Genomic DNA, 23,267 nt, shown 5'->3' on the forward strand with positions numbered 1-23,267 from the left:
ACATAATATAAAGGACGGCTGTAGAATCCTGGTTCAGGAGACTACAGCCGTCTATTTTTATTTGTACTTCATAATATATAAAATAATTAAAAAACCGCGCCAGCAGGAAAATCTGCTGACGCGGTTTGCTGTGCAGGTCGGAATGATAATATAACAAATGTCTATACATTCTATCTGTATATTTCGATACTGCCCACTTCATCGGTGTGGATATACACATGCAACCTGTTCGGATAAAGAGAAGATTAGAGTGGCAGCAAAGCAACCTGATCGTGCTGTCCCACTTCATCTACCATCTGCTCCCACGCAGCAGGCTTCTGGGCCAGTACGGCATAATAACGGCGCAGAAACTTCTCGATCAGTGCGCCCGGCAGGGATTGTGTAGAAGGGTCATAAGCGAGGAAACACAGATCCAGCTCGGATACAGCCTCACCGTCATTGTTCCAGGATGGATGTACATACGTAAAGTCCAGACGACGGTAACCCAAATGTGCCAACACTTCGCGGCGTACGAACGGGTCCATCGGCTTCACACCGCCAAATTCATGACGCTCGGCGCGATACGGATCATAGATCTCCGCGAACATGCCGAATAATTGGTTGCCGGAAGATGCAGCCACCTCCCGCAGATCGGTCTGACGATGCTGTGCGAGGAAAGGCCCAATACCAAGTCCAGGCTCCCCAATAATCGTAAAGTCGGTCATGGCAACATTATCGTCTTCGTAGTAGCGATATTCGGTAGCACCAACTACACGGCCTTCGTGTACAGCTACGAATACACGGATACCGGGATCTTCTAGCGGTTCGCGCCATAATTCATACTCCAGTACTTCTTCTGCCGGGAAAATACGTCCCATCAATGCATGCATATCTGCGAATAGGGGATCATCGATATGAGTAATGCGTACATAATCCATCTGTTTAATTTCCTCCCTGAGTGGCTGCCGGTGGCAGCGGATTTTTCCATTCCATTAATACAGCGTAGTGAAGCGATTCTTCGTCTTCCAGATAATCGGGAATCACCGTCAGCGGTGTGCGTCCGCATCTCATTAGAAAAGAGATGACTGGATCATATAGCTCTCCGCTGGTAATGCGCTCCACGTATTGCTGGGGTGTACAGGTATCTGCAACCCGGTGATAGCCCGGCATTCGTCCTGCACCGAGCAGACGCTTCAGTCCAAGTGCAGCAGTCACTTCATACATCGACTGCATGAGCAGCTTACCGAGTCCCCACTGGCGGTAATCCGGATGGACACATAGATCGGCGACATACAGTGTCTCTCCATCGGGCTGATGATTGCGGATATAGCCATGATCGGTGATCTCTTCCCAGGTATGCTCGGGATGACCTTCATCAAAATGAACAAGCAGGCTGGTCATCGAACCGGCAATCACTCCATCTATTTCTACACATAGTGCCCCTTGCGGGAAACGGCTGATATGTTCCTGAAGTTGCTCCCGGTTCCACCACAGTTCGGACGGATAAGGCGGCGGGAAAGCAGCTGCCTGAATATCGATCAATCGTGCGAAATCCTTTTCCATATAAGAGCGAACAACAGCAGGATACGGACGCTGTTCATGGAATACATAACAGGACTTATGATATTGTCCTGCTCGATCGGACCGTACGTTCATGTTCCTCAGCTCCAGTCGGTATAGAGATCGGTACGGCGGTCACGCCAGGTAGTAACAGAGCCTTTCTCCCGTACTTTGTACAGCAGCTCCAGATCCAGGTCGGCTGTAATAATCATATCGTCATTAATTTCACCCTCGGCGAGAATACCACGCGGCGGGAAAGGTACATCATTCGGCGTAATCACAGCTGCCTGACCAAAATTGCCGCGCATAAAGTCTACGGTTGGCAGGGAGCCGATCGTACCGGTCGTCACCACGTATATCTGATTCTCGACCGCACGGGCATGGCTTGTATAGCGTACCCGGTGGAAGCCGTGCCGGTCATCTGTACAGGATGGGCAGAAAATAACATCGGCACCGCGCGCTTTGGCCATACGTACGATTTCGGGGAATTCAATATCGTAGCAGGTGAGCAGGGCAATCGTCCCTTTGTCTGTCTCAAATACAGTTAGTCCGTCACCGGCTGACATATTCCATTCTGTCACTTCGGTAGGAGTGATATGGATTTTGGGCTGGGTGGCGACACGTCCGTCCGGATAGAATAGATGAGCAGTGTTGTACAGCTTGCCTTCTTTTTCCGTGACATGGGTACCGCCGATAATATGGATGCCTGTCTCCCGCGCCAGTCCCTGGAACAGCTCCAGATAAGCCTCCGTGAACTCGGGCAGACGCTCGATACCAAGTGCCGCACCGGATTCATCTCCAATCGACAGCAGCTGGGTTGTGAAGAATTCGGGGAACAGAATAAAATCGACATCGAATTCCTGGGCTGTCCGCACATAATGGGTTACCTGATCGGCAAATTGTTCAAAAGAAGATATGGTGTGAAGGTGATATTGCACCGCAGATACGCGAAATTTCATAATAAAGGCAAGACCTCCTGTGAATGATATAATGTTAGACTATTGGATATATTCATATCGAAATACTATTGATATCATACCAGAAAGGCCCTGCAGGACAAAGTGGAGGAAATGCTTCATTTTTATGATATGATAAGAATAACTTTTACCAATTATTTTCAATTAGAAGAAAATAATCGGAACATAATACAAAACGAAATGAACAGTATATCTATCTGATCTCAATCAGGAGTGAGCATATGGAATTTGTGAAAAACTTCCTTATGAATGCAGGCATGATGGTCACGATCGCATACATAGCCAATCTGCTGTATAAATATGGACTGTCACGGATGTCCGGCAGAGCCAAATATGCCAGCTCGATCCTGCTGCTGATTTTTGCCGGTTGGATGAGCTCCTTTTTTGGATTCCGCCTGCCGGGTAATCTGATCTTCGATCTTCGGTTTATGCCAGTGATTGTGGCTGCAGCCGTCTATTCCCGTGCATGGGTAATTCTGCTGATCGGATTCGGGATCGGATTGACCCGGTTAACGTTTGGATTGAGCGAAGCAGCCTTTGTCGGGCTGCTTAATCTGACGATACTGGGTGCTGTCGGTGCGGTGCTGAATGTATGGATGCGCAGCAGTGCTGCCAAGTTGTTGGTCAAAGGAACAGTTACTGTGCTGGCGATTAATCTGGTGAACACGGTGAATATTGCAACATTTGGGGTGCTGCCCACCCGTACATATCTGACCGAAATTATGCCTATCATGCTGCCGGTATCGACTGTACTAAGTGCAGTACTGATGCTGCTGTTGCGTGAATTCCATCTGGAACAGCAGCGGATGATGCAGTTGGAGCACGCTAATCAGCTGCTGTCCGAGCAGACGAGAGAGCTGCAGCAGACTCATCATGTGCTGGAAGAACGTGCCAAGCAGCTCATGCTGGCTTCCCAGTACAAGTCGGAATTTCTGGCAAATATGTCGCATGAACTTCGAACGCCACTGAACAGTATTATCAATCTGGCGCAGCTCCTGTATGAACAGGAGGAAGAGCGTACACCCGGCGAGACCCGGGTATACAGCGAGATGATCTACCGCTCCGGACTCGATCTGCTGGGACTTGTCAATGATGTGCTGGATCTGTCCAAAGTAGAAGCAGGCAAGCTGGAGATTACCTATGAGGAAGTGAGTGTACAGGAGATCCCTGAGCTGCTGCAGATGCACTTTGAGATGATAGCGATCCGCAAAGGCATGGAGTTCAGAGTCATTCGGGAAGAAGACGTGCCGGATACGATTATTTCGGATTCCCAGCGTATTCAGCAGATTCTGCGTAATCTGCTTGCCAACGCGTTCAAGTTCACCCAGCAGGGCAGCGTCACCCTGCACATTCACCGGGTAGTAGAAGGCGAAGAACAGCTGGGCTGGCTGGTATTTGACGTTACGGATACCGGTATTGGCATCGCGCAGGCACAGCATGAGCAGATTTTCGAAGCCTTCCAGCAAGCAGATGGCTCGATCGCCCGTCGATATGGCGGTACCGGTCTGGGTCTCTCGATCAGCCGCAATCTGGCCAATCTGCTCGGTGGTCATTTGCGACTCCAGAGCAAGGAAGGCGAAGGCAGCGTATTCTCGCTGTATTTGCCGACGAGCTAGTCGGACTTCAAGCATGAGGATAAAAACAATTTTAGATCCTGCGTCCAAATTTTTTGTGAAGTAATATGTATTAAAAACCCCCTTTATTTATAGAACGTCAGCAGAATCACCTTAATCAATAATTTTGCTGATGTATCTATTAAAAAGGGTTTTTTTTTTGCTAATCTTTTTATAATCATTTAAATATGATAATTAACAGCAATGCCAATATGAAAGTCATAATAGAAATCTTCGAATTGAGCTGAAAAGTTGGTGCTGCTTTAAACATATATCTGGCTATAATATGTTGATAGAATAAATACAGGATTATTATGTCTCCTAAGCAAACTATGATCATTCTCCAAAAGTGAGCAAGAGCGTTAGGTGAATAGGGAATTTGGATAGTATTTAGTAATACCAATCCGCAGAAAAAGTAAAGCAACAAACCTAAAAAACCTAATAATTTCATCATTGTATTTACTAGCATTATTACCCTCCTTGCATGTACATTTAGAACAATGAAGTATGAAGAAGTGAGGCCAAAGGCCTCAATCTTCGTACTAAACTTTTAACTTTAATTATCTTCTAGTGAGAGTCGGTGTAATAGTGATCTTACCATTATTACTTTTTATCCATCCATTTGCTTGAAACGACATATAAGCAACTACTCCTGAAAAACTACGATAATCTACTAATTTGTGATAAGAGATGTTATCACCTTTATCGCTTAAGCTAATATTAGCGATAATGCCGACTCCGTCACTACCAACTACGCCATAAGCCGTTCCGATTAATTGATTACCAATCTCGCTATGATATTTTTTATTTACATCTTTTGTAGTCATATTAACACTAACAGTATGATTTATGACTCCTTCATTAAATGTCACCGTACCAATAGTTTGATATCCTAAACTACTATTAGAACCATTAATATCCCAAGTAGTAGTCCGTAGATTTTGAGTTGTGAGTCCATTAGTATTCTCTGATACTGCATTATTTTCTACTGGCAAAGCATATTGTTTTATAAATTGAGCATCTTCATCTGAAAAACGTTCACCTACATTGTATTTACTATTGATTTCATTTAATTTTTGATTTACTTCTTCTTGGTTAAGTACTTTAGTAGCGTTATAAACATCTGAGGTTACATTTTGATTAGTAGGATTAGCATAAATAACTGAATTATAAGTAACGCTACAAATTAAAGCTAAAAACAAAGTGAAGTATAGTATTCTTTTTTCATGGTTTTCCTCCTAAAGCTTATTTTATGGTTTTGCTAACAACTAATAAAACTAAAAATACTAATAACATAAATTAAAGAGTAGGCTTTATCATGTTTTCCCTCCCTTCATAAATTCTATTTATATCATTTTATGACAATAAATGAAAAATAAGCCCCTTTTAAATGTAAATATCTAATTATGAATATGTATTATTCAAATTATAATTTCATAAATAATTATAGTTACAAAGTTAGGAACTAGTGGAAACTTATGGTTTTATGAAATGTAGAATATAAATAATAACAATAAATAAAAAAACTAAATCACTTAACAATTATGGGAATGTAAACGTTTACTATAAATTAAGATATGTGAAATTCCGTTTAATATTTGATGAAAAGGGTAAAAAGAAAACATTCAGCGTTCAAGAATTTATACAGATTTCAATGAACAATTGATGATTACGGTATTCCAAACCATCACAATATCAAAACAGGCATAATATCAAAAGTTTCATGCCGTCAAAGGAGGAATCGTTATTAAACGAAGACATGCTCTGGGGCTGAACCGATTGAATATGCAAAAGCGTCGTTATTCGATGTACCGCAAGCATCTGCGTATCGCGACGATAGAAGGGGTACCCTCAACGATATTTTCTACCCTGCTCGGGGGGCCCTTCCTGACAGGTTTTTTGCTGTATCTGGGCGCGACTTCCAGCCAGATCGGATTCGTGATCGCGCTGACAACTCTGGTCAATGTGGCTCAGGTGATTATTGCCTTTTTGCTGCAGCGTCTGAATACGCGCAAATGGGTGCTTGTCTTGTTCACGATTTTGCAGCGGGTGCTGTGGGGAGCGACAGGACTTGTACCCTTTCTATTCGACCGATCAATATGGGTAAACTGGTTCATTATCCTATATATAGCCGCGTTCCTATGTAATGCGGTGATCGGAGTCGTCTGGGCGTCACTAATCGGCGATATTGTACCGGGACGACTGAGAGGACGATACTTTGGTATCCGCAATACAATTCTGAATGCGCTGGGTAGTCTGACGCTGTTTGTCGGCGGGATGCTGCTGGATGCAGTGCCGGGTGGACAGGGATTCCTGTTGCTGTACATTATCGTCTGGACCTGTGCGGTTATCAATATTGGTGTCATTCTGTTTTATCCGGATGCACCGTTTGAACGCTCCACAGAGACCAAGTTTGTACCGATGCTGCGTCAGCCGTTGTATGATGGACCTTTTATCAAAGCATCGCTGTTTCTCGCGGTCTGGCTGCTGATGCAGACACTGGTCGTGCCTCTCTACTCATATGTCATGCTGGAAGTACTCAAAGTAAGTTACTCGGTAACTACACTTATGACAGTAGTACAGACGATGTTCATGATGCTTGGATTTTATTTCTGGGGCAACCTGAATGCGCGGTTTAGTAACAAGACACTGCTGTACTGGACGCTTCCGTTTATCGCTGTGGCCTGTATGGCATGGGGACTGCTTGCTTTTGTACCGGTCGTTGTAGGGTTGCTGATTATTCATATGCTGCTGGGTATCGGAATTGGTGGATTCAACCAGCTGTCCTTTAACTTTATTATTGGAGATACCCCCAAAAATGCACGTCCCATGTTCATCGCGGTCTATTCCGGGATTACGGGACTGGCTTCCTTTATCGGGCCGCTGGTCGGCGGGCGGATCTTCGAATGGATGAAGCCGATGCCGTTCTGGGTGCAGGCATATGGATTCCAGATGCTGGTCGGTGTACTGCTGATCCTGCTGGCGGTTACCGCCGGACGTCAGGTACTCAAAGCACCGGCAGCTGTCCCGATTCAACAATACCGGGAGATGGAAGCCTAACAGGTGGGAAAAGGACAGATATAATAGCACTTCCTACTCTATTCGGACAAAGTGACGCTGTTGCCAAGCTGCGGACCGCCCTTTAGAATAAGGGGAGTCAGATGGCAGTACAACAACAGACTCCAATTCAGGAAAAGAGGGCATATTCTTATGAGCAAACAACCGATAGCAACCGACCGCGCACCGGGAGCGCTGGGTCCGTATTCACAGGCAATTGATACAGGCATGTTTATTTTTGCATCCGGCCAGCTTGGTCTGGACCCAGTTAGTGGAGACATGGCAGAAGGCGTACAGGAACAGGCACGTGTCGCTCTGCAAAACGTAACAGCTGTGCTGGAAGCAGCGGGCAGCAGCCTGGATCAGGTCGTAAAGACTACCGTATTCCTGCAGGATATGAATGATTTTGCAGCGATGAACGAGATCTACGGTCAATTTTTCCAGGAGCCTTATCCAGCACGCAGCGCGGTACAGGTAGCCCGTTTGCCTAAGGATGCACTGGTAGAGATTGAAGTTATCGCACTGAAGAAATAAAAAGGTTCTGCTAACCAGCAGCCTAAAGTTAATAGCAAAATGGAATCAAGACAGACACTGCCACCTAATAGGGCAGTGTCTTTTTGTGTACAGCAGATTATATCCTGCAGGCAGAATCATCGGTGGTAGCCTGGCCGTCGAGCCTTTTGGGTCGTTCTGCATTACATAGCGGGTGAGAATCGTAGAACCGATTTTGTAAGGAAGAAAGACAGAATTGAGGTAGCTAGCATGCCACTTTTTCCATAAATGACTTTAAGTGTTCTATCTATTTACATTAATGGATGTGATTTCTATAATAGGGCTTACCGACTTTACCTAGTTAATGGGTCGGAATAATATACTTTAGGAGCAGGAGAATGAGAAAAAGTGCAGCTTTACTATCCGGGGTGTTATTAACCTCGTTATTGTTTACAGCATGCTCCAATGAGGCAGCGCAAGAGAGCACATCGGCAGCCGGAACGGGTTCTGCCCAGCGGCCTGCTGCATTGACGAGTCTGTTCAAAGCACCGGATCTGTCCAAGCTTCCGGCGACAGCCCAGCAGCGTACCAATACAATTATTATGGCACTGACCGATCCGAGTGGAGCATTTACCCCTTATTTTCACCAGAGTGGTTATGATGGCAATGTCTCTTCATTGATGTTTGCTCCTCTGGTCACTACAGATGACAAAGGGCTTCCGGCGCCGAGTCTGGCAGACCATTGGGAATTATCCAAAGATCAGCGTACATACACGTTTCATTTGCAAAAAGATCTCAAATTCAGTGATGGATCGCCATTAACGGCTGATGATGTAGCCTTTACCTGGACGATTCTGCATGACAAAGCCTATGATGGCGATTCACTGATTCCGACGCTCGGGATCGAAGGTGGCAAGGCATATCATGAAGGCCAAGCAGATCATATCTCCGGAATCAAAATTACCGATCCGCAGACCATATCGGTAACTATTGCCAAGCCCAATGCAACTGCATTATTGACACTGGGGAGCGACGTATTATCCAAAGCTTATTACGGTAAAGACTACCGATTCGGTCATCTGGATTATATCAAGGATCTTCATCTGAAGCCTGTAGGCAACGGTCCTTATGTACTGGAGAAGTTTATCCCTGGCCAGGAAGTACGTTTCACTGCCAACCCTTATTATTTCAAAGGAGAACCCAAAACCAAAAACTTCATCTACAAAACCTCCGAAGGTGATACCTGGCAGTATGTGGAGACCGGTGAGATTGATTTCGCCTCATTCAGTGCTACCCAGGAAAATATCGACAAGCTCAAAAGTCTGGGCTTTGTTAATATCCTGCCTTACACCCCAAGTACGTACAGCTTTCTGCAGGTGAATCTGGAACATCAGGCACTGCAGGACAAAAAAGTTCGTCAGGCCATCGCCTATGGACTGGATCGTCAAAGTATTTATGTGGATGCTAACCAGGGGGCAGGACAAATCGCCAATATTCCGGCACCGCCTATCTCATGGGCATATACGGAAGAAGGGATTAACCCCTATGCTTATGATCCCGAAAAAGCCGGTCAGCTGCTGGATGAAGCAGGCTGGATACCTGGTGCCGATGGCATCCGCGAGAAAAATGGGCAAAAGCTGACGCTGCATTACCTGGGCTCCAAAAGTGCACAAACTGATGTGTTTATTGCGGTAGCAGAGGAAAATTTCAAAGCGATCGGAGTGGATTTCCAGCCGGAAGTATTCGCAGATTACAACTCGTTGGCATCCAAAGTAGAGGGTGGAGACTATGACCTGGCTTCTTTCTCCACACCGATGCTGACCGACCCATCGGACGGATTGGTCCAGTTTCTGGATGGAGAGATCAAAGGATATAACAATCCGCAATTTGTGAAGCTGTACAATGAAGCACTGGCTACCAATGATCTGGATAAACGCAAACAAATCTATGCCGAATTGTTCAAACTGTTGAACGATGATCTGCCAGTGATTTTTACCAATTACAAAAAAATTGTCTATGCCTATAACGGACGGATTAATGATCTGACCGTAAGTCCGTTCAATGGTATTGCTTCGAGTGTGCCACAGTGGGCATTGAAATAATCTGCAGACAGATTCTTACGTTCGAATACAGAGAGGAGGGTAGCTTATGGGTGCGTATCTGACTCGCCGTCTGACTTATACGATCCTGATTCTGCTGGCAGCATCATTGCTAATCTTTTCTCTCTATGCGATGACACCCGGAGATTTTATTACCGGCAATATCAAATTGAGTCCGGAACGCAAAGCGGAGCTGCGCGAGCTGTACGGATTAAACAAGCCACTGCTGGAACGTTATCTAACCTGGATGAATCAGGCTTTTCACGGTAATTTCGGTTATTCGCTGGACAAGCAGCAGCCTGTGCTGACACTGTTCAACCAGTATATCTGGAATTCCTTTTTGCTGGCGATTGTATCGACTTTTCTGACATGGGTCATAGCGGTGATTATCGGTGTGATTGCAGCCTATCGGCAGTACTCCTGGTTCGATACGCTAGTAATGATCTTTATCTTTGCAGCGATGTCTATCCCATCCTTTTTTATCGGCCTGTTCCTGATTAAGATTCTGGCTGTGGATTGGAAATGGCTGCCACCGGGCGGGATGCTGACTACAGGCAGTAATGCAACCGGAATCGCTTATATCCGGGAAGTCGTGCAGCATATGACGCTGCCAGTAATTGTAATGACGCTGCTCGGTATCGGTTCACTAACACGCTATTTCCGCAGCAATATGATTGATGTGATTAAACAGGATTATATTCGTACTGCCCGTGCCAAAGGATTGAGCGAACGCAGGGTGCTTTTTACTCATGCACTCCGTAATGCCCTGCTGCCTGCGATTACACTGGTGGGATTTGAACTGCCAGCGCTGTTTGGAGGCTCGCTCATTATTGAACGAATCTTCAACTGGCCGGGAATCGGGCAGCTGTATATGCAGTCTTTTACTGTGCGGGATTATCCGCTTTTAATGGGATTTACGATGTTTATTGCTGTACTGACAGTGATTGGTACACTGCTCTCGGATATCTTGTATCATGCAGCCGATCCGCGTGTGAAGCTTTAAATAGTGGAGGAGAACGTACAAGCCATCCAGCGTCTAGCCAAATGAGTTTCCGAATCAAACCGGAACGTTCAAAATAAAAAAGTTCTCGTACCATGCATTCTGCTGTACTGCCGCCTGTTTTCTGATGAACAGGAGCGGATAGACCTGCAGGCAGAATGGGAAAGGAGAGGTGTATGCCTTCAATACAAGCTGAACTCACAGGAGTGCATGCGGCAAAACAGCGCGCTGTCAGATCGTCACTCTGGCGTCAATCCATGCGCAAGCTGATACGTAACAAGCTGGCGATCGCCGGACTGGTGGTCGTGATTAGTATGTTTTTGATCTGTTTTATCGGGCCCTTATTTTCTCCCTATACAGACAGTAAGGTTAATATGAGCATGATGAACCGACCGCCTAATATTCACCACTGGCTGGGAACGGACAAGCTTGGCAGGGATGTACTGACACGCGTTATGCAGGCGGGACGGATTTCTCTGACTGTTGGTATTGCCTCCATGTTTCTATCGGTATTTATCGGTACTCTGCTGGGCGCGATTGCCGGGTACTATCGGGGAATCGTAGACCAGATCATTATGCGCATCGCTGATCTGCTGCTGACGATTCCGAGTCTGCCACTACTATTTATTTTCGGGGCATTGTTATCGGAATGGAAAGTGCCTTCCGATTACCGGATGTATATCGTGATGCTGATTCTGAGCTTTGTTGGCTGGCCATCCCTGGCGCGAATGATTCGCGGTCAACTGTTGTCTTTGCGGGAACGAGAATTTATGCAGGCCACCGTGGTACTGGGTCTTCGAGACCGTCGTAAGCTGGTGAATCATCTGCTGCCGAATCTGGTACCGCTGCTGATTGTGATTGCGACTCTGAATATTGGGGGAGCGATTCTGAGCGAGTCGGTACTGAGCTTTTTCGGGCTGGGTGTAATGCCGCCTACACCAACATGGGGCAATATGATTGATACGGCTAATAATATGATTGATTTTCAGGAACGGCCTTGGCTGTGGGTCCCGCCGGGCTTTTCCATATTTATTACAGTGATTGCGATTAATATCTTCGGCGATGGACTGCGGGACGTACTCGATCCGAAGCAGAGAAAGTAGGTGACATCATGACAAATAATCTGCTGCATATCCGTAACCTGCGGACGCAGTTTCAGACGGATGAAGGAGTTGTCCACGCTGTAGACGATGTCAGTATTCGGGTCAGACCGGGCGAGATCGTCTGTATCGTTGGGGAATCCGGCTGTGGCAAGAGTATCACGGCACTATCTGTGATGGGACTGATTGAAGAGCCGGCCGGACAAATTGCTGGAGGAGCTATCGAATTTGAAGACGAGAACCTGCTGGAACTGAGCCGTAATCATCTGCGTGCGATCCGTGGTAATGAGATTTCGATGATTTTTCAGGAACCGATGTCGTCGCTTAATCCGGTATTAACTATTGGTGAACAGCTGGCCGAGCCGCTGATGATTCACCGCAAACTCGGCCGTAAAGCCGCTCAGCAGCGGGCACTGGAACTGATTACAGAGGTGGGGATTTCCCGTCCCGAGCAGATTATCCGTGCCTATCCGCATGAACTGAGCGGTGGTATGCTGCAACGGATCATGATTGCTATCGCTATTTCTTGCGAACCCAAGCTGCTGATCGCAGACGAGCCGACGACAGCGCTGGATGTTACGATTCAGGCGCAAATTCTCGATATGCTGCGCAGCTTCCGGGAAGACCGGGGAATGTCGATTCTACTAATCACTCATGATCTGGGTGTTGTCGCCGAGATGGCGGATTATGTGATCGTTATGTATTCCGGCAAAGTGGTGGAAGAAGGCGGAGTCGTAGAACTATTTGAGCATCCTCGTCATCCTTATACCCAGGGGCTGCTGCGCTCCAAGCCGGTTATGAATCAGCGGCAAAAAGCGCTTTATTCCATCCCCGGCTATGTGCCCAATCCCTTGGAACTGAAAACCTCCTGCTATTTTCATGATCGGTGCGAGCACTGCATGGATATTTGCCGGGAGCGACAGCCGCCGCTGCGAGAACTGGACAATGGGCAAAAGACAGCCTGTTGGCTGTATGAAAAGGGGGCCGCTGTTCATGTCTGAGGCACTGCTGGACATTCGTCATCTCAAGAAATATTTCCCGGTCAAATCCGGATTGTTCAGCCGTACCGTCGGTCATGTGAAAGCGGTCGACGATATCAGCTTTGCCATTCGTCCGGGAGAAACATTTGGTCTGGTCGGTGAGTCAGGCAGCGGCAAGTCTACTGTCGGACGAACAGCGATCCGGCTGATGGACAAGACAGCTGGGGATGTTCATTTCCAGGGGATTGATCTGTACCAGCTATCCGAGCAAAAGCTGCGCCGACTGCGTCCACGTATGCAGCTTATTTTCCAGGACCCGTACAGCTCACTGAATCCGCGTGTGCGGATCGGAGATGCGATTGGAGAGGCACTGCTGGATCATGAACTGGCTTCTCCGGCTGAAGTACGGGAGCAGGTACAGGATGTACTGGCATCCTGCGGATTGTCTTCGTATCACATGGATCGGTTTCCACATGAGTTCTCCGGTGGACAGCGGCAGCGTATTGGGATTGCCCGCGCGTTGATTCTGAATCCGGATCTCATTATTGCGGATGAACCGGTATCGGCACTGGATGTGTCGATTCAGGCGCAGATTATTAACCTGTTCAGTCATCTGCAGGAGACACGGGGGATTACCTATTTGTTTATCTCCCATGATCTTAGCGTGGTGGAACATCTCTGCTCCACTATAGGGGTAATGTATCTCGGCTCGATGGTAGAGAAAGCTTCCCGGGACGAATTATTCCTTCATCCGCTGCATCCCTATACAAAAGCCCTGCTGTCTGCTGTACCTGTACCTATTCCAAAGCTGAAGCGTGAACGGATTGTACTTAAGGGCGATATCCCGAGTCCCGCGAATCCACCATCCGGTTGTAAATTCCATACCCGTTGTCCTTTTGCAGAGAAGCGCTGTCGAGAAGAGATACCTGTATTTCGCGATGCCGGCAATGATCACTGGGTCGCCTGCCATCTGGTCTAAACTACGCATGGTTGATCATGAGAACCATATTGTTATCCCTGTACCGCTAACTACACTGCATTATACATAAAAGGCTGCTCTCCTCAAATGGAGAACAGCCTTTTTGGATCGTAATCAGGATCAATCCCGTGATTTGTTACGTACAAAGAAGATCCAGATCGAATATACAAACAGCAGAATCGCAGCGATCAGTGCTGTCCAGTGAGTGACCTGAAGATCCGGGTGCTTCACAGCAATCGCGATATACGCCCAGACGAATACGAGCGGATAGATGCTGTCCCGGTACCGGTAGCTGATAATAATAGCTAGCAGCGCACCGCCTACCAGTGCAATGACTGACCAGACAGTCGGTGATAATCCAAAGCCGTCCCATCCATTTTTGTTCAGTGCGATCCCTGTATTCAGAATCGTAGCGACAGATACCCAGCCCATATAAATGCTATACGGCAGCTTCACAAGCAGAATCTGTGCCATTGTTGGCTGAACGATTTTGCGGATGCGCAGATAAGGAATGATCAGAGTGATGAGCATCAGAGCAATAACGAGTACGCCCCATTCCAGTTCAAGCGAATGCCAGAGCATCAGCCAGCCCATATTACAGAGGGAATTCAGGAATAGCCACGGACCAACAGCGCTGACCGATTCGCGACTCTCATCCGTATTGCGGAACTGATAGATAATGAATCCGATCAGCAGCACATAGATCAGCGACCAGATCGAAAAGGCATAGCCTGCCGGAGTGATGTACAGTTCATACTGATCCGAGATATCGCCTGTGTCTCTTCCGAACAGGGTAAGCGCGCTTGCCATGTAATTGACAATCAGTACGCCTACAATTCCCAGCACGTTGAGCCAGCGGTAAATATTCAGTTTTGCCAAGAGTATTGCCTCCTTTGGTGGGATATGTAGTTTGAAAAAAACAGTACTCTCTTTATATACCCGCAGTTTGGCTTATTGTAAAGGCTGATAGCAGATTATTTTGTGAACGTTACTGTGATAAGACACTTATTTCGATTCGGATATCCCCGTACTGTCCAAAATGATGGCGTTTACAAAAAAAGATGATCAAGTGACATCATTCTATCAAACTTTGGGTATATAACAATATATTGCGAATAAGAATATGGAAAAAGTCGATTATCAAAAGGGGTTGGAAATATGAACGATACCAGAGCGGCTCAGGCAACACGCCATGTTACCCGAACATCGGGGCAGCGCAAGTTGTCGCAGTGGATTCAGCAGCTTGTATTTGTAGGACCGGCTACATTCTTTTTTATTCTGATTGTTATTATTCCTTTCTTCCTGGGCGTCTACTACTCCTTCACAGACTGGAACGGCATCTCCCGCCAGATCAACTGGATCGGAATTGAGAACTATACCCACATCCTGACCAAAGATCCCGATTTCCGTAATGCGTTCTGGTTTACCGTCAGATTCACCGTCGTCGGCATTATTGTGACCAATTTGCTTGGATTTATCCTCGCGTACTTACTGACCAAACCGCTCCGCACGAGAAACATACTTAGAACGGTCTTCTTTATGCCGAATATGATTGGTGGTCTGCTGCTCGGTTTTATCTGGCAGTTTATCTTTATCCGTGGTTTTGCTGCTGTGGGGGAAGCGACAGGCTGGAGCTTGTTCAATCTGCCATGGCTTGGTGACCGGGCAACTTCCTTCTGGGGCATTGTTATTGTATTTGTCTGGCAGACAGCCGGTTATCTGATGGTTATCTACATCTCCGCGCTGAACAATATTCCCAAGGATGTACTGGAATCGGCTGAGATTGATGGAGCCAGCCGCTGGCAGGTGATTCGCAATATTATACTGCCGCTGATCATGCCTGCGGTAACGATCTGTCTGTTCCTGGCAATTTCCTGGGCATTCAAAATGTTCGATCTGAACCTCGCACTGACTGGCGGTGGACCGTTCAAGGCTACCGAATCGGTCGCACTGGATATTTACAACGAAGCCTTTACCAATAACCGTCTCGGATTGGGTACCGCCAAAGCGGTTATCTTCTTCGTAATTGTTGCCATCATTACAAGTATTCAGGTACGTGCTACCAAGAGCAGGGAGGTTGAGATGTAATGGACGTACAAAGCAAATACAGCGCCCGTACATTGATTCTGGAAATTATCGTTATTTTACTGGGACTGGTGTTCCTGATTCCGTTTTATTTTCTGATTATTAACTCGGTCAAATCGTTTGGTGATATCTTGTCCAATTCGGCGTCCTGGCCGCAACAGTTCGTGTGGAGCAACTATGTAGATGCATGGAAAGCAATCGATTTCCCGTCTGCGCTCAAAAATTCGCTGATCGTTACTATCGCGAGCAATCTGCTGCTGGTGCTGATCAGCGCCATGGCAGCCTACCAGATGGTGCGTCATCCGAGCCGGTTCAACCGGATTCTGTATTTTGTACTCGTCGCTGCAATGGTTATTCCTTTTCAATCGATCATGCTGCCGCTGATGGAGATGGCCAGTGCATATCGTCTGAGTAACAGCATGCTTGGTCTGATCGTCAGCTATCTGGGATTTGGTGCTCCGCTGTCGATCTTCCTGTTCCATGGATTCGTCAAAAATGTACCGCTGGAGATTGAGCAGGCGGCACGGGTCGATGGCTCCAACCGTTATGGTGTATTTTTCCGTATCGTGTGTCCGCTGATGATGCCGATGTTCGTAACAGTCATTATTCTGAATACACTGTGGATCTGGAACGATTATCTGCTGCCATCCCTGATGCTGTCGAGTCCGGAGATGCGTACGATTCCGCTTGCGACGTACAGCTTCTTTGGCCAATACACCAAGCAGTGGGATATGGCGCTGCCGGCACTGGTGCTGGGTATCACGCCGATTATTATCTTCTTCCTTTTCCTGCAGCGTTATATTATCCAGGGAATCACCGCCGGTTCGGTAAAAGGATAAGATCTGCAAATATTGCACAGTTCATGCGACAGCTATCAATTCTCTGCTCATTCCATACCAAAACCAATAAGCAGGATATCCTGAACTAGCCGGTATGCATTAACTATGCCAGCCAAGATATCCTGTATAGTGCCAGCCAAGCCCAGAAAGACAGGAGGACCCTCAATGAAAAAGTTATGGCTTATCCCGCTCACCTTGCTGCTCAGCCTGTCTGTGCTGATCGCCGGATGCGGGAACCAGCAGGGCGGGAATGTAACCGCCGATGGCAAAAAGGTAATCCACATCTATCAGGGAAAAGTCGAGATTGCGGACGCTCTGAACAAGCTCAAAGCGGAATATGAGAAACAGCATCCTGATGTGGAGCTGGAGATTCAATCGGTCGGCGGTGGAGCCGATTATGCGGCTTCTCTCAAAGCCAAATTCGCTGCCGGTGACGAACCGGATATTTTCACCAACGGTGGAGATGAAGAGATGAATCTGTGGCTCGAATATCTCGAAGATATGTCCGACCAGCCATGGGTCAAAAATATCGTAGATGGTGCCGCAGAGCAGATCAGCAAGGATGGCCATATTTATGGTCAGCCGAATGGTCTGGAAGGCTACGGATTTATTTACAACAAGGATATTTTCAAAAAAGTAGGCATTACCGAATTGCCTACCACGATTGATGAACTGCGTGCCGCTTGCGAGAAGCTCAAGGCAGCAGGCTATACCCCATTTTCAAATGGATTCCAGGAATGGTGGGTGCTCGGCAATCATAACGTAACCATTCCATTTGCCCATCAAGATGATCCTACTGCCTTCCTGAAGCAGCTGGATAACGGTACAGCACAGATTCCGGGTAACGAGAAGTTCGATGAGTGGCTCAATCTGCTTGATTTGATGGTCAAATATGGTAACCCGAATCCGCTCACAACCGATTATAATACCCAGGTGACACTGTTCGCGAACGGCAAAGCTGCCATGATGCAGCAGGGCAACTGGACGCAGGTACAGATTGACGGAATCAAACCGGATATGAATATTGGTCTGATGCCTATGCCAATTAATAACAACAAGGAAGAGAATGACCGCGTCTTTGTACGTGTACCGAACAACTGGGTCGTTAACAAAAACTCTCCTGTCAAAGCAGAAGCCAAAGAGTTCCTGAACTGGCTGGTCAGCTCGGACACAGGTAAACATTACATTACCGACGAATTTAAATTTATTCCGGCCTTTAAAAATATCCAGACCTCCGACAAGCAGCTGGGACCAATCGGAGCGGATATTGTGAAATACAACAATGCAGGCAAGATTCTGCCATGGATTTTCCCGAAATTCCCGATGGGATTAAGCAAAGACTATGCCAGCACGATGCAGGCTTATCTGGCTGGCGAGTTGAACCGTCAGAGTATGCTGCAGCAGATGCAGGAGCAGTGGGTGAATCTGCAGCTGCGTTAGTAGATAGACAGGTGAAGTGGCTTACAAATCAAAAAAGCAGCCGGTGGATTTCTCTGCTGGCTGCTTTTTTTGGATATAAAATGATATTTGTAACGCTAGCTGTACAAAAATAGCTTTATTCGTAAATCAACGCATAAGCACGTATAGGAGCTTATATCGTAGAAATACATTATTTTATAAGCTGAAAGAGGTGCATATTAGCTATTGTGCAAACGTTACCACAGATGATATGATGCAAAATATCATGGATTTCTACATAGTCGATTAATGAGAGTTACATAGCTTAATATACTTTTGGAATGAGCATGCATTGTACTCTTATTGAATTAGTGAAGCCAGCAGCCCCTATATTCAACAGGTTCAGTCATTCCGTAATTTATACACACACCACCACAGACGGAGGGAATACACAATGATGCAAGATACAAGCGAAGCTATACATCCTGATCATGTAGAAGGCCGAATTATCCAGCAAGTATGGAGTTCATTTGGCCAGCTAAAAGAATGGGAAGAACACGAAGGTACTTATCTGTGTCATGGCCAGATGGCAAGTGCTGCACTGGTTTTTTTGTCGGATGCGGAGTTTCGTTTCAAAGTGTTTGATAATCAGAGCCTTGATTTGTCCACGACGATTGCTGTTCTGCCACAGCAGCAAAAAGTGCGTCCCGAGGTCAAAGAGAATGAACAGGAGCTGGTTTTTCGTACGGGAATGCTTATTGTCACCCTAAATAAGCAAACGTTTGCATTAACGGTGGCGGATCATGAAGGTCATGAGATTGCCCATCAGGAAAGCGTAAGCTGGACACCGCGCGGCGCTATTAATGCACTGTTCAATATGCAGGACGATTCGCATTTCTACGGGCTGGGAGAGAAGTCCAGCTTTCTGGATAAGCGCGGCGAGCGCTATACCATGTGGAATACGGATGTTTATGCTCCCCATATGCCGGAGATCGAAGCATTGTATGAATCTATTCCGCTGCTGATCCATATGCATAATCACTCGACCTATGGAATATTCTTGGATAATCCGGGCCGTTCGGATTTTGATATGCGCTCTCATGGAGTCGCTTACATGATAGGATGTACGACTGGTGCGTACGATATTTACTTTATTCATGGCCCTGAGATCAAAGATGTCGTGCGACGTTATACAGCGCTGACCGGCCGTATTGCGCTGCCTCCGAAATGGGCACTCGGCTATCATCAGTCCCGGTACAGCTATATGGATCAAAAGGAAGTCATGGATCTGGCGCACAGCTTCCGCGACAAAAATATTCCGTGCGATGTAATCTATCTGGATATTCATTATATGGATGAATATCGTGTGTTTACCTTTGACAAGACTCGTTTCCCCGATCCGCAGGGCATGATTGAAGAGCTCAAGAAGATGGGCATCCGTATCATACCGATCGTCGATCCTGGCGTGAAAAAAGATCCCAAATATCCGATCTACCGGGAAGGTGTGGAAGAAGAACATTTCTGCCGCCGACTGGAAGGAGATATTTATCTGGGTAAAGTATGGCCGGGGATCAGTGCCTTTCCTGATTTTACAGACACCAAGACGGCCCTGTGGTGGGGTGATCATCATGCCTTTTATACAAGGCTTGGCATTGATGGGATCTGGAATGATATGAACGAGCCGGCTGTATTTAATGAGCTGAAAACGATGGACCCGGATGTTATGCACCACAATGACGGTAATCCGGTCACCCATGAGGAGATTCATAATCTGTACGGTATGCTGATGTCCAAAGCTACCTATGAAGGCATGAAGCAGCATATGGATGGCAGACGTCCTTTTGTACTGACACGGGCAGGATATTCCGGTATTCAGCGCTATGCTGCAATATGGACAGGTGATAATCGCAGTTTCTGGGAGCATATGGCCATGGCAATGCCAATGATTCTGAATATGGGACTGTCCGGACTGCCATTTGCCGGACCGGATATTGGCGGATTTGCGCATGATACTTCGGGTCAGCTGCTGGTACGCTGGACACAGATGGGTGCTTTTTTTCCATATTGTCGCAATCATTCTTCGATTGGAACAGTAAGACAGGAGCCATGGTCGTTTGGCGAACAGATGGAAGATATTATCCGGGAGTACATCAGTCTACGCTACCGCTGGATGCCGCATCTGTATAATCTGTTTTACGAATCGTCCCAGACAGGGATGCCGATCCTGCGTCCGGTACTGCTGGAGTACCCGAGAGATCCCAAAGTGACCAATCTATGTGATCAATTCCTGGTTGGTCCGGATGTAATGGTTGCTCCGGTCTATCGTCCGGATACCGATTATCGCACTGTCTATCTGCCGGAAGGCATCTGGTACGATTACTGGACCGGTGAAAAACAGGAAGGTGGACGGCCGGTTCTGGCTCATGCTCCGCTGGATATTATGCCGATATATATTCGTGGCGGAGCGATCGTAGCCGAAGGCGAACTGCGTCAGCATGCTGCAGACCATCATGTGGATGATCTGGTCAACTTCCATATTTATGGAGCGGAAGCAACCGATACATTCCAGGCGGAATATACGCTGTATGAAGATGATGGAGAGACATTTGCCCATGAGAAGGGGGAATACTCCAGATTGCATGTGCAGGCAAATGGTGCGGAGGGAGTGCTGACCCTATCGATCCGTTACCTGGAAGATAGTTATCAGCCGCAGCGTCAGCATCTTCGGTTTACGCTCCGGCAGCCGGGTTTCACGCCTGCCGCTATTGATCAGCTGCAGCAACTTACAGCAGATGAGCTAGCTGCCGGGCAGACAGGCTGGAGTATAGATAAACATAGTGGAGATATACTGATCCGTATTCAGGATCGTCAGCTGGATGAATTGACACTGCGGGTCTGAACAAGATAATGATCAGCTCCGCTGGAGTTACACCCGTACTATAAAGTACTAATACCCAAAAAGAGCGTATTGCCGAAAAAAAGGTGGTACGCTCTTTTTGGGTTTCAGAAGCGGGCAATAAATATATTACACCTGTTTTATATTCCTTTATAAGTAAATAATGGTAATTGTTATAAAAGTACGCGAATAGCGTATAATGGATAGGGTCAGTAGTTCACGGAAAAGCTAACTTTTTTGCTAAAAATACACGATAACATGATATAGATCCCTGTTAGTACATAACACATTTAAGCTCATGGAGATGATCAATATGGAATCTTGCTGGATTGGTATAGATATCGGTGGCACTGGAATCAAGGGTGCGCTGGTGAACGAACAGGGTCAGATGATTGAGCGAATGGAACTGCCTACACAGGCGGAACAGGGTGCGGAATTTATCCTGAGCCGTGTTCTCTATATTGCGAATGAACTAAAAAGTATTGTCTACGACAGTATCAAAAAGCAGTTTATTACCATACATGGTATCGGTATTGGATCAGCTGGACGGATTGATCGGGAAAAAGGAATTGTTATTGATGCGACCGACAATCTACCCGGATGGAAAGGACTGCATCTGGCACAGCGTGTCATGGAAGCAACGGGATTGCCGGTCTACACGGTCAATGATGCCCATGCTGCTGCTGCAGGAGAAGACTGGATTGGTGCAGCGGCAGTGATCCGTTCCTGGATCATGCTGACGATCGGAACCGGTGTGGGTGGAGCACTGGTACATTACGGTGAGATTATCTCGGGACAGTATGGCGGAGCCGGCGAGCTGGGTCATATGATTCTTCATCCCGGCGGTCGTCCGTGCAACTGCGGCAAAAAAGGCTGTGTAGAGCAGTATATTTCCGGCAAGGCACTGAACCAGATTGCAGCGAATTATCATACAGGCTGGGGATTGTCCGATCTGATGGATGCTGCGCGGGCAGGCGATGCCGAAGCCCGTTATTTGCTGGATAACTGGATCAACGATTTTGCGAGTACGATTATCAATATGGATCAGATTTTCGATCCGCAGGCTATCATTATTGGTGGCGGAGTTATTGTTACACGTGAAACATGGTGGCCGCAGCTGGTACAGCGTATCGATGAACTGGGCGGACGACCAGTGCTGCTGGAACCTGCACTGCTCGGTAATCAGGCAGGCATGGTCGGAGCAGCACGGATTGCGATGCAAAACCATCGACTGCGGCATCAATCCTGATTTATCAAAAAGACCCGGTTCGCAGCACTACTTTGCGGATCGGGTCTTTTTGCTGTGTACATGGGTCAATTAGGTAGTTAGAGTGTCATGATTGCTGCTTTGGCCTGACGGATACGGGCTGCATCCAGAGGCAGATGAATATTACTTTCCTGACGGACTGCACTGCCCAGATGAACCTCTTGTACGCCGGTATCACGGACGAATTCACCAAGTGTCTCCAGGGTAAGTCCTGCACCGGCAATCAGACTGATCTGGTGCTGACGGGCAATTCGGTTTAACCGGGTAATAGTATCCCGTGCATCCAGTACGGTATCATGGCCGCCCGAGGTCAGAATACGTGTGATCGCCGGATAGCGGGATAAGGTATATAGCGCCTTTTCCTGATCACTGATTTCATCAAACGCCCTGTGAAAGGTAACCGGCAATTCTCCTGCTGCTGCAAGCAGCTGCTGTAGTGCTGTTTCGTCAATATGCCCGGAAGCATTCAGTATACCCAGTACGAGAGCTGATGCACTGGTATGGGCTGTGATTTGCCGGATATCATGTACCATCTGCTCCAGCTCGGCAGAGTTATAATGAAAGCTTCGGCTATGTGGACGAATCATAACATTGACCGGTATGGGGCTCTCTGCCGTAATCTGTTGTATCAAATCCAGAGAAGGAGTCAATCCGCCTTCCTCTTGGGAGGCGATCAATTCAATTCGATCGGCCCCTGCTGCGGCTGCAATTCGCGCATCTTCCAGAGTCGTCGCAATCACTTCAAGCAAAATGGTAGGACTCATGATCATATTCCTCCTGATATTTATTGTATTTTTGACAGTGTATATGGAATTTTCGAACATCCAACCTTATAATAGATAAGATACCTGCTTTATTTGCATTTATCCAGAAAGCAGATGCCATGCACAGGATGGCCTGAAAGCTTGCTTACCGTAAGGAGAGGAATATCCTGTTATGAGAATAC

General features: G+C 47.0%; 19 protein-coding genes. 13 read left to right on the plus strand and 6 right to left on the minus strand.

Annotated features, from left to right (window positions below):
• Positions 1-245: 245 nt before the first annotated feature.
• Genes H065_RS0108165 through H065_RS0108175 form a run of 3 tightly spaced genes read right to left on the minus strand, consistent with a single transcriptional unit; the run spans position 246 to position 2,498 of the window.
• Positions 246-917: a hypothetical protein gene (locus H065_RS0108165; RefSeq protein ID WP_017812549.1), complete on the minus strand. Its 672-nt coding sequence runs from the start codon at positions 915-917 to the stop codon at positions 246-248.
• A 4-nt stretch (positions 918-921) separates the two neighbouring features.
• Positions 922-1,635, minus strand: a complete 714-nt coding sequence (locus H065_RS0108170) for a GNAT family N-acetyltransferase (RefSeq protein ID WP_017812550.1) — start codon at positions 1,633-1,635, stop codon at positions 922-924.
• Positions 1,636-1,640: 5 nt separating this feature from the next.
• Entirely contained in the window at positions 1,641-2,498 is an 858-nt protein-coding gene (locus H065_RS0108175) for a carbon-nitrogen hydrolase family protein (protein WP_017812551.1), read from the minus strand.
• Between the two features lie 239 nt (positions 2,499-2,737).
• Between H065_RS0108175 and H065_RS25525 the strand changes: the two genes are divergently transcribed.
• A complete protein-coding gene (locus H065_RS25525; RefSeq protein WP_017812552.1) occupies positions 2,738-4,132 on the plus strand; it encodes a sensor histidine kinase in 1,395 nt (464 codons plus the stop codon).
• 557 nt (positions 4,133-4,689) lie between these two features.
• Here H065_RS25525 and H065_RS0108190 read toward each other — a convergent pair.
• Entirely contained in the window at positions 4,690-5,331 is a 642-nt protein-coding gene (locus tag H065_RS0108190; protein ID WP_017812554.1) for a hypothetical protein, read from the minus strand.
• Between the two features lie 583 nt (positions 5,332-5,914).
• Here H065_RS0108190 and H065_RS25530 point away from each other — a divergent pair.
• The 7 genes from H065_RS25530 to H065_RS0108225 all read left to right on the plus strand — a co-directional run bounded on the left by H065_RS25530 (position 5,915) and on the right by H065_RS0108225 (position 13,836).
• Entirely contained in the window at positions 5,915-7,189 is a 1,275-nt protein-coding gene (locus tag H065_RS25530) for an MFS transporter (protein WP_051058706.1), read from the plus strand.
• 150 nt (positions 7,190-7,339) lie between these two features.
• Complete coding sequence (locus tag H065_RS0108200) at positions 7,340-7,720, plus strand: RidA family protein (protein WP_017812556.1); 381 nt, start codon at positions 7,340-7,342, stop codon at positions 7,718-7,720.
• A gap of 356 nt (positions 7,721-8,076) precedes the next feature.
• Positions 8,077-9,780 carry an ABC transporter substrate-binding protein gene (locus H065_RS0108205; RefSeq protein WP_017812557.1) on the plus strand — a complete coding sequence of 568 codons (1,704 nt, stop codon included), beginning with the start codon at positions 8,077-8,079 and terminating at the stop codon, positions 9,778-9,780.
• Positions 9,781-9,826: 46 nt separating this feature from the next.
• Positions 9,827-10,780: an ABC transporter permease gene (locus H065_RS0108210; RefSeq protein WP_017812558.1), complete on the plus strand. Its 954-nt coding sequence runs from the start codon at positions 9,827-9,829 to the stop codon at positions 10,778-10,780.
• A gap of 173 nt (positions 10,781-10,953) precedes the next feature.
• A complete protein-coding gene (opp4C, locus tag H065_RS0108215) occupies positions 10,954-11,880 on the plus strand; it encodes an oligopeptide ABC transporter permease (protein WP_017812559.1) in 927 nt (308 codons plus the stop codon).
• Between the two features lie 8 nt (positions 11,881-11,888).
• Complete coding sequence (locus H065_RS0108220) at positions 11,889-12,878, plus strand: ABC transporter ATP-binding protein (RefSeq protein ID WP_017812560.1); 990 nt, start codon at positions 11,889-11,891, stop codon at positions 12,876-12,878.
• Positions 12,871-13,836 carry an ABC transporter ATP-binding protein gene (locus H065_RS0108225; RefSeq protein WP_017812561.1) on the plus strand — a complete coding sequence of 322 codons (966 nt, stop codon included), beginning with the start codon at positions 12,871-12,873 and terminating at the stop codon, positions 13,834-13,836. Before H065_RS0108220 ends, H065_RS0108225 begins: the two co-directional genes overlap by 8 nt.
• Before the next feature lie 120 nt (positions 13,837-13,956).
• Here H065_RS0108225 and H065_RS0108230 read toward each other — a convergent pair whose 3' ends face one another.
• Positions 13,957-14,715, minus strand: a complete 759-nt coding sequence (locus tag H065_RS0108230) for a TspO-related membrane protein (protein ID WP_017812562.1) — start codon at positions 14,713-14,715, stop codon at positions 13,957-13,959.
• A gap of 279 nt (positions 14,716-14,994) precedes the next feature.
• On the opposite strand from H065_RS0108230, the gene H065_RS0108235 reads away from it, so the two are divergent.
• From H065_RS0108235 to H065_RS0108255, 5 genes are all read left to right on the plus strand, one after another.
• Positions 14,995-15,924, plus strand: a complete 930-nt coding sequence (locus H065_RS0108235; protein ID WP_017812563.1) for a carbohydrate ABC transporter permease — start codon at positions 14,995-14,997, stop codon at positions 15,922-15,924.
• The gene (locus H065_RS0108240) at positions 15,924-16,760 is read left to right on the plus strand and encodes a carbohydrate ABC transporter permease (protein WP_017812564.1); all 837 of its coding nucleotides are present in this window, start codon (positions 15,924-15,926) and stop codon (positions 16,758-16,760) included. Before H065_RS0108235 ends, H065_RS0108240 begins: the two co-directional genes overlap by 1 nt.
• Positions 16,761-16,925: 165 nt before the next feature.
• Complete coding sequence (locus H065_RS0108245; RefSeq protein ID WP_017812565.1) at positions 16,926-18,200, plus strand: ABC transporter substrate-binding protein; 1,275 nt, start codon at positions 16,926-16,928, stop codon at positions 18,198-18,200.
• Between the two features lie 412 nt (positions 18,201-18,612).
• Positions 18,613-21,057 carry a glycoside hydrolase family 31 protein gene (locus tag H065_RS0108250; RefSeq protein ID WP_017812566.1) on the plus strand — a complete coding sequence of 815 codons (2,445 nt, stop codon included), beginning with the start codon at positions 18,613-18,615 and terminating at the stop codon, positions 21,055-21,057.
• A 310-nt stretch (positions 21,058-21,367) separates the two neighbouring features.
• Complete coding sequence (locus tag H065_RS0108255) at positions 21,368-22,303, plus strand: ROK family protein (protein ID WP_017812567.1); 936 nt, start codon at positions 21,368-21,370, stop codon at positions 22,301-22,303.
• A gap of 77 nt (positions 22,304-22,380) precedes the next feature.
• On the opposite strand, the gene H065_RS0108260 is transcribed toward H065_RS0108255, so the two are convergent.
• Positions 22,381-23,085: a copper homeostasis protein CutC gene (locus H065_RS0108260; protein WP_017812568.1), complete on the minus strand. Its 705-nt coding sequence runs from the start codon at positions 23,083-23,085 to the stop codon at positions 22,381-22,383.
• Between the last annotated feature and the right edge of the window lie 182 nt (positions 23,086-23,267).

The organism is Paenibacillus shenyangensis, assembly GCF_000346635.1.
Classification (GTDB): Bacteria; Bacillota; Bacilli; order Paenibacillales; family Paenibacillaceae; genus Saccharibacillus; species Saccharibacillus dauci.

Excerpts from the sequence above, each read along its gene's own strand:
- H065_RS0108165 (WP_017812549.1), bottom strand. The coding sequence starts at position 917 with ATGGATTATGTACGCATTACTCATATCGATGATCCCCTATTCGCAGAT.
- H065_RS0108170 (WP_017812550.1), bottom strand. The coding sequence starts at position 1,635 with ATGAACGTACGGTCCGATCGAGCAGGACAATATCATAAGTCCTGTTAT.
- H065_RS0108175 (WP_017812551.1), bottom strand. The coding sequence starts at position 2,498 with ATGAAATTTCGCGTATCTGCGGTGCAATATCACCTTCACACCATATCT.
- H065_RS25525 (WP_017812552.1), top strand. The coding sequence starts at position 2,738 with ATGGAATTTGTGAAAAACTTCCTTATGAATGCAGGCATGATGGTCACG.
- H065_RS25530 (WP_051058706.1), top strand. The coding sequence starts at position 5,915 with ATGCAAAAGCGTCGTTATTCGATGTACCGCAAGCATCTGCGTATCGCG.
- H065_RS0108200 (WP_017812556.1), top strand. The coding sequence starts at position 7,340 with ATGAGCAAACAACCGATAGCAACCGACCGCGCACCGGGAGCGCTGGGT.
- H065_RS0108205 (WP_017812557.1), top strand. The coding sequence starts at position 8,077 with ATGAGAAAAAGTGCAGCTTTACTATCCGGGGTGTTATTAACCTCGTTA.
- H065_RS0108210 (WP_017812558.1), top strand. The coding sequence starts at position 9,827 with ATGGGTGCGTATCTGACTCGCCGTCTGACTTATACGATCCTGATTCTG.
- opp4C (WP_017812559.1), top strand. The coding sequence starts at position 10,954 with ATGCCTTCAATACAAGCTGAACTCACAGGAGTGCATGCGGCAAAACAG.
- H065_RS0108220 (WP_017812560.1), top strand. The coding sequence starts at position 11,889 with ATGACAAATAATCTGCTGCATATCCGTAACCTGCGGACGCAGTTTCAG.
- H065_RS0108225 (WP_017812561.1), top strand. The coding sequence starts at position 12,871 with ATGTCTGAGGCACTGCTGGACATTCGTCATCTCAAGAAATATTTCCCG.
- H065_RS0108235 (WP_017812563.1), top strand. The coding sequence starts at position 14,995 with ATGAACGATACCAGAGCGGCTCAGGCAACACGCCATGTTACCCGAACA.
- H065_RS0108240 (WP_017812564.1), top strand. The coding sequence starts at position 15,924 with ATGGACGTACAAAGCAAATACAGCGCCCGTACATTGATTCTGGAAATT.
- H065_RS0108245 (WP_017812565.1), top strand. The coding sequence starts at position 16,926 with ATGAAAAAGTTATGGCTTATCCCGCTCACCTTGCTGCTCAGCCTGTCT.
- H065_RS0108250 (WP_017812566.1), top strand. The coding sequence starts at position 18,613 with ATGATGCAAGATACAAGCGAAGCTATACATCCTGATCATGTAGAAGGC.
- H065_RS0108255 (WP_017812567.1), top strand. The coding sequence starts at position 21,368 with ATGGAATCTTGCTGGATTGGTATAGATATCGGTGGCACTGGAATCAAG.
- H065_RS0108260 (WP_017812568.1), bottom strand. The coding sequence starts at position 23,085 with ATGAGTCCTACCATTTTGCTTGAAGTGATTGCGACGACTCTGGAAGAT.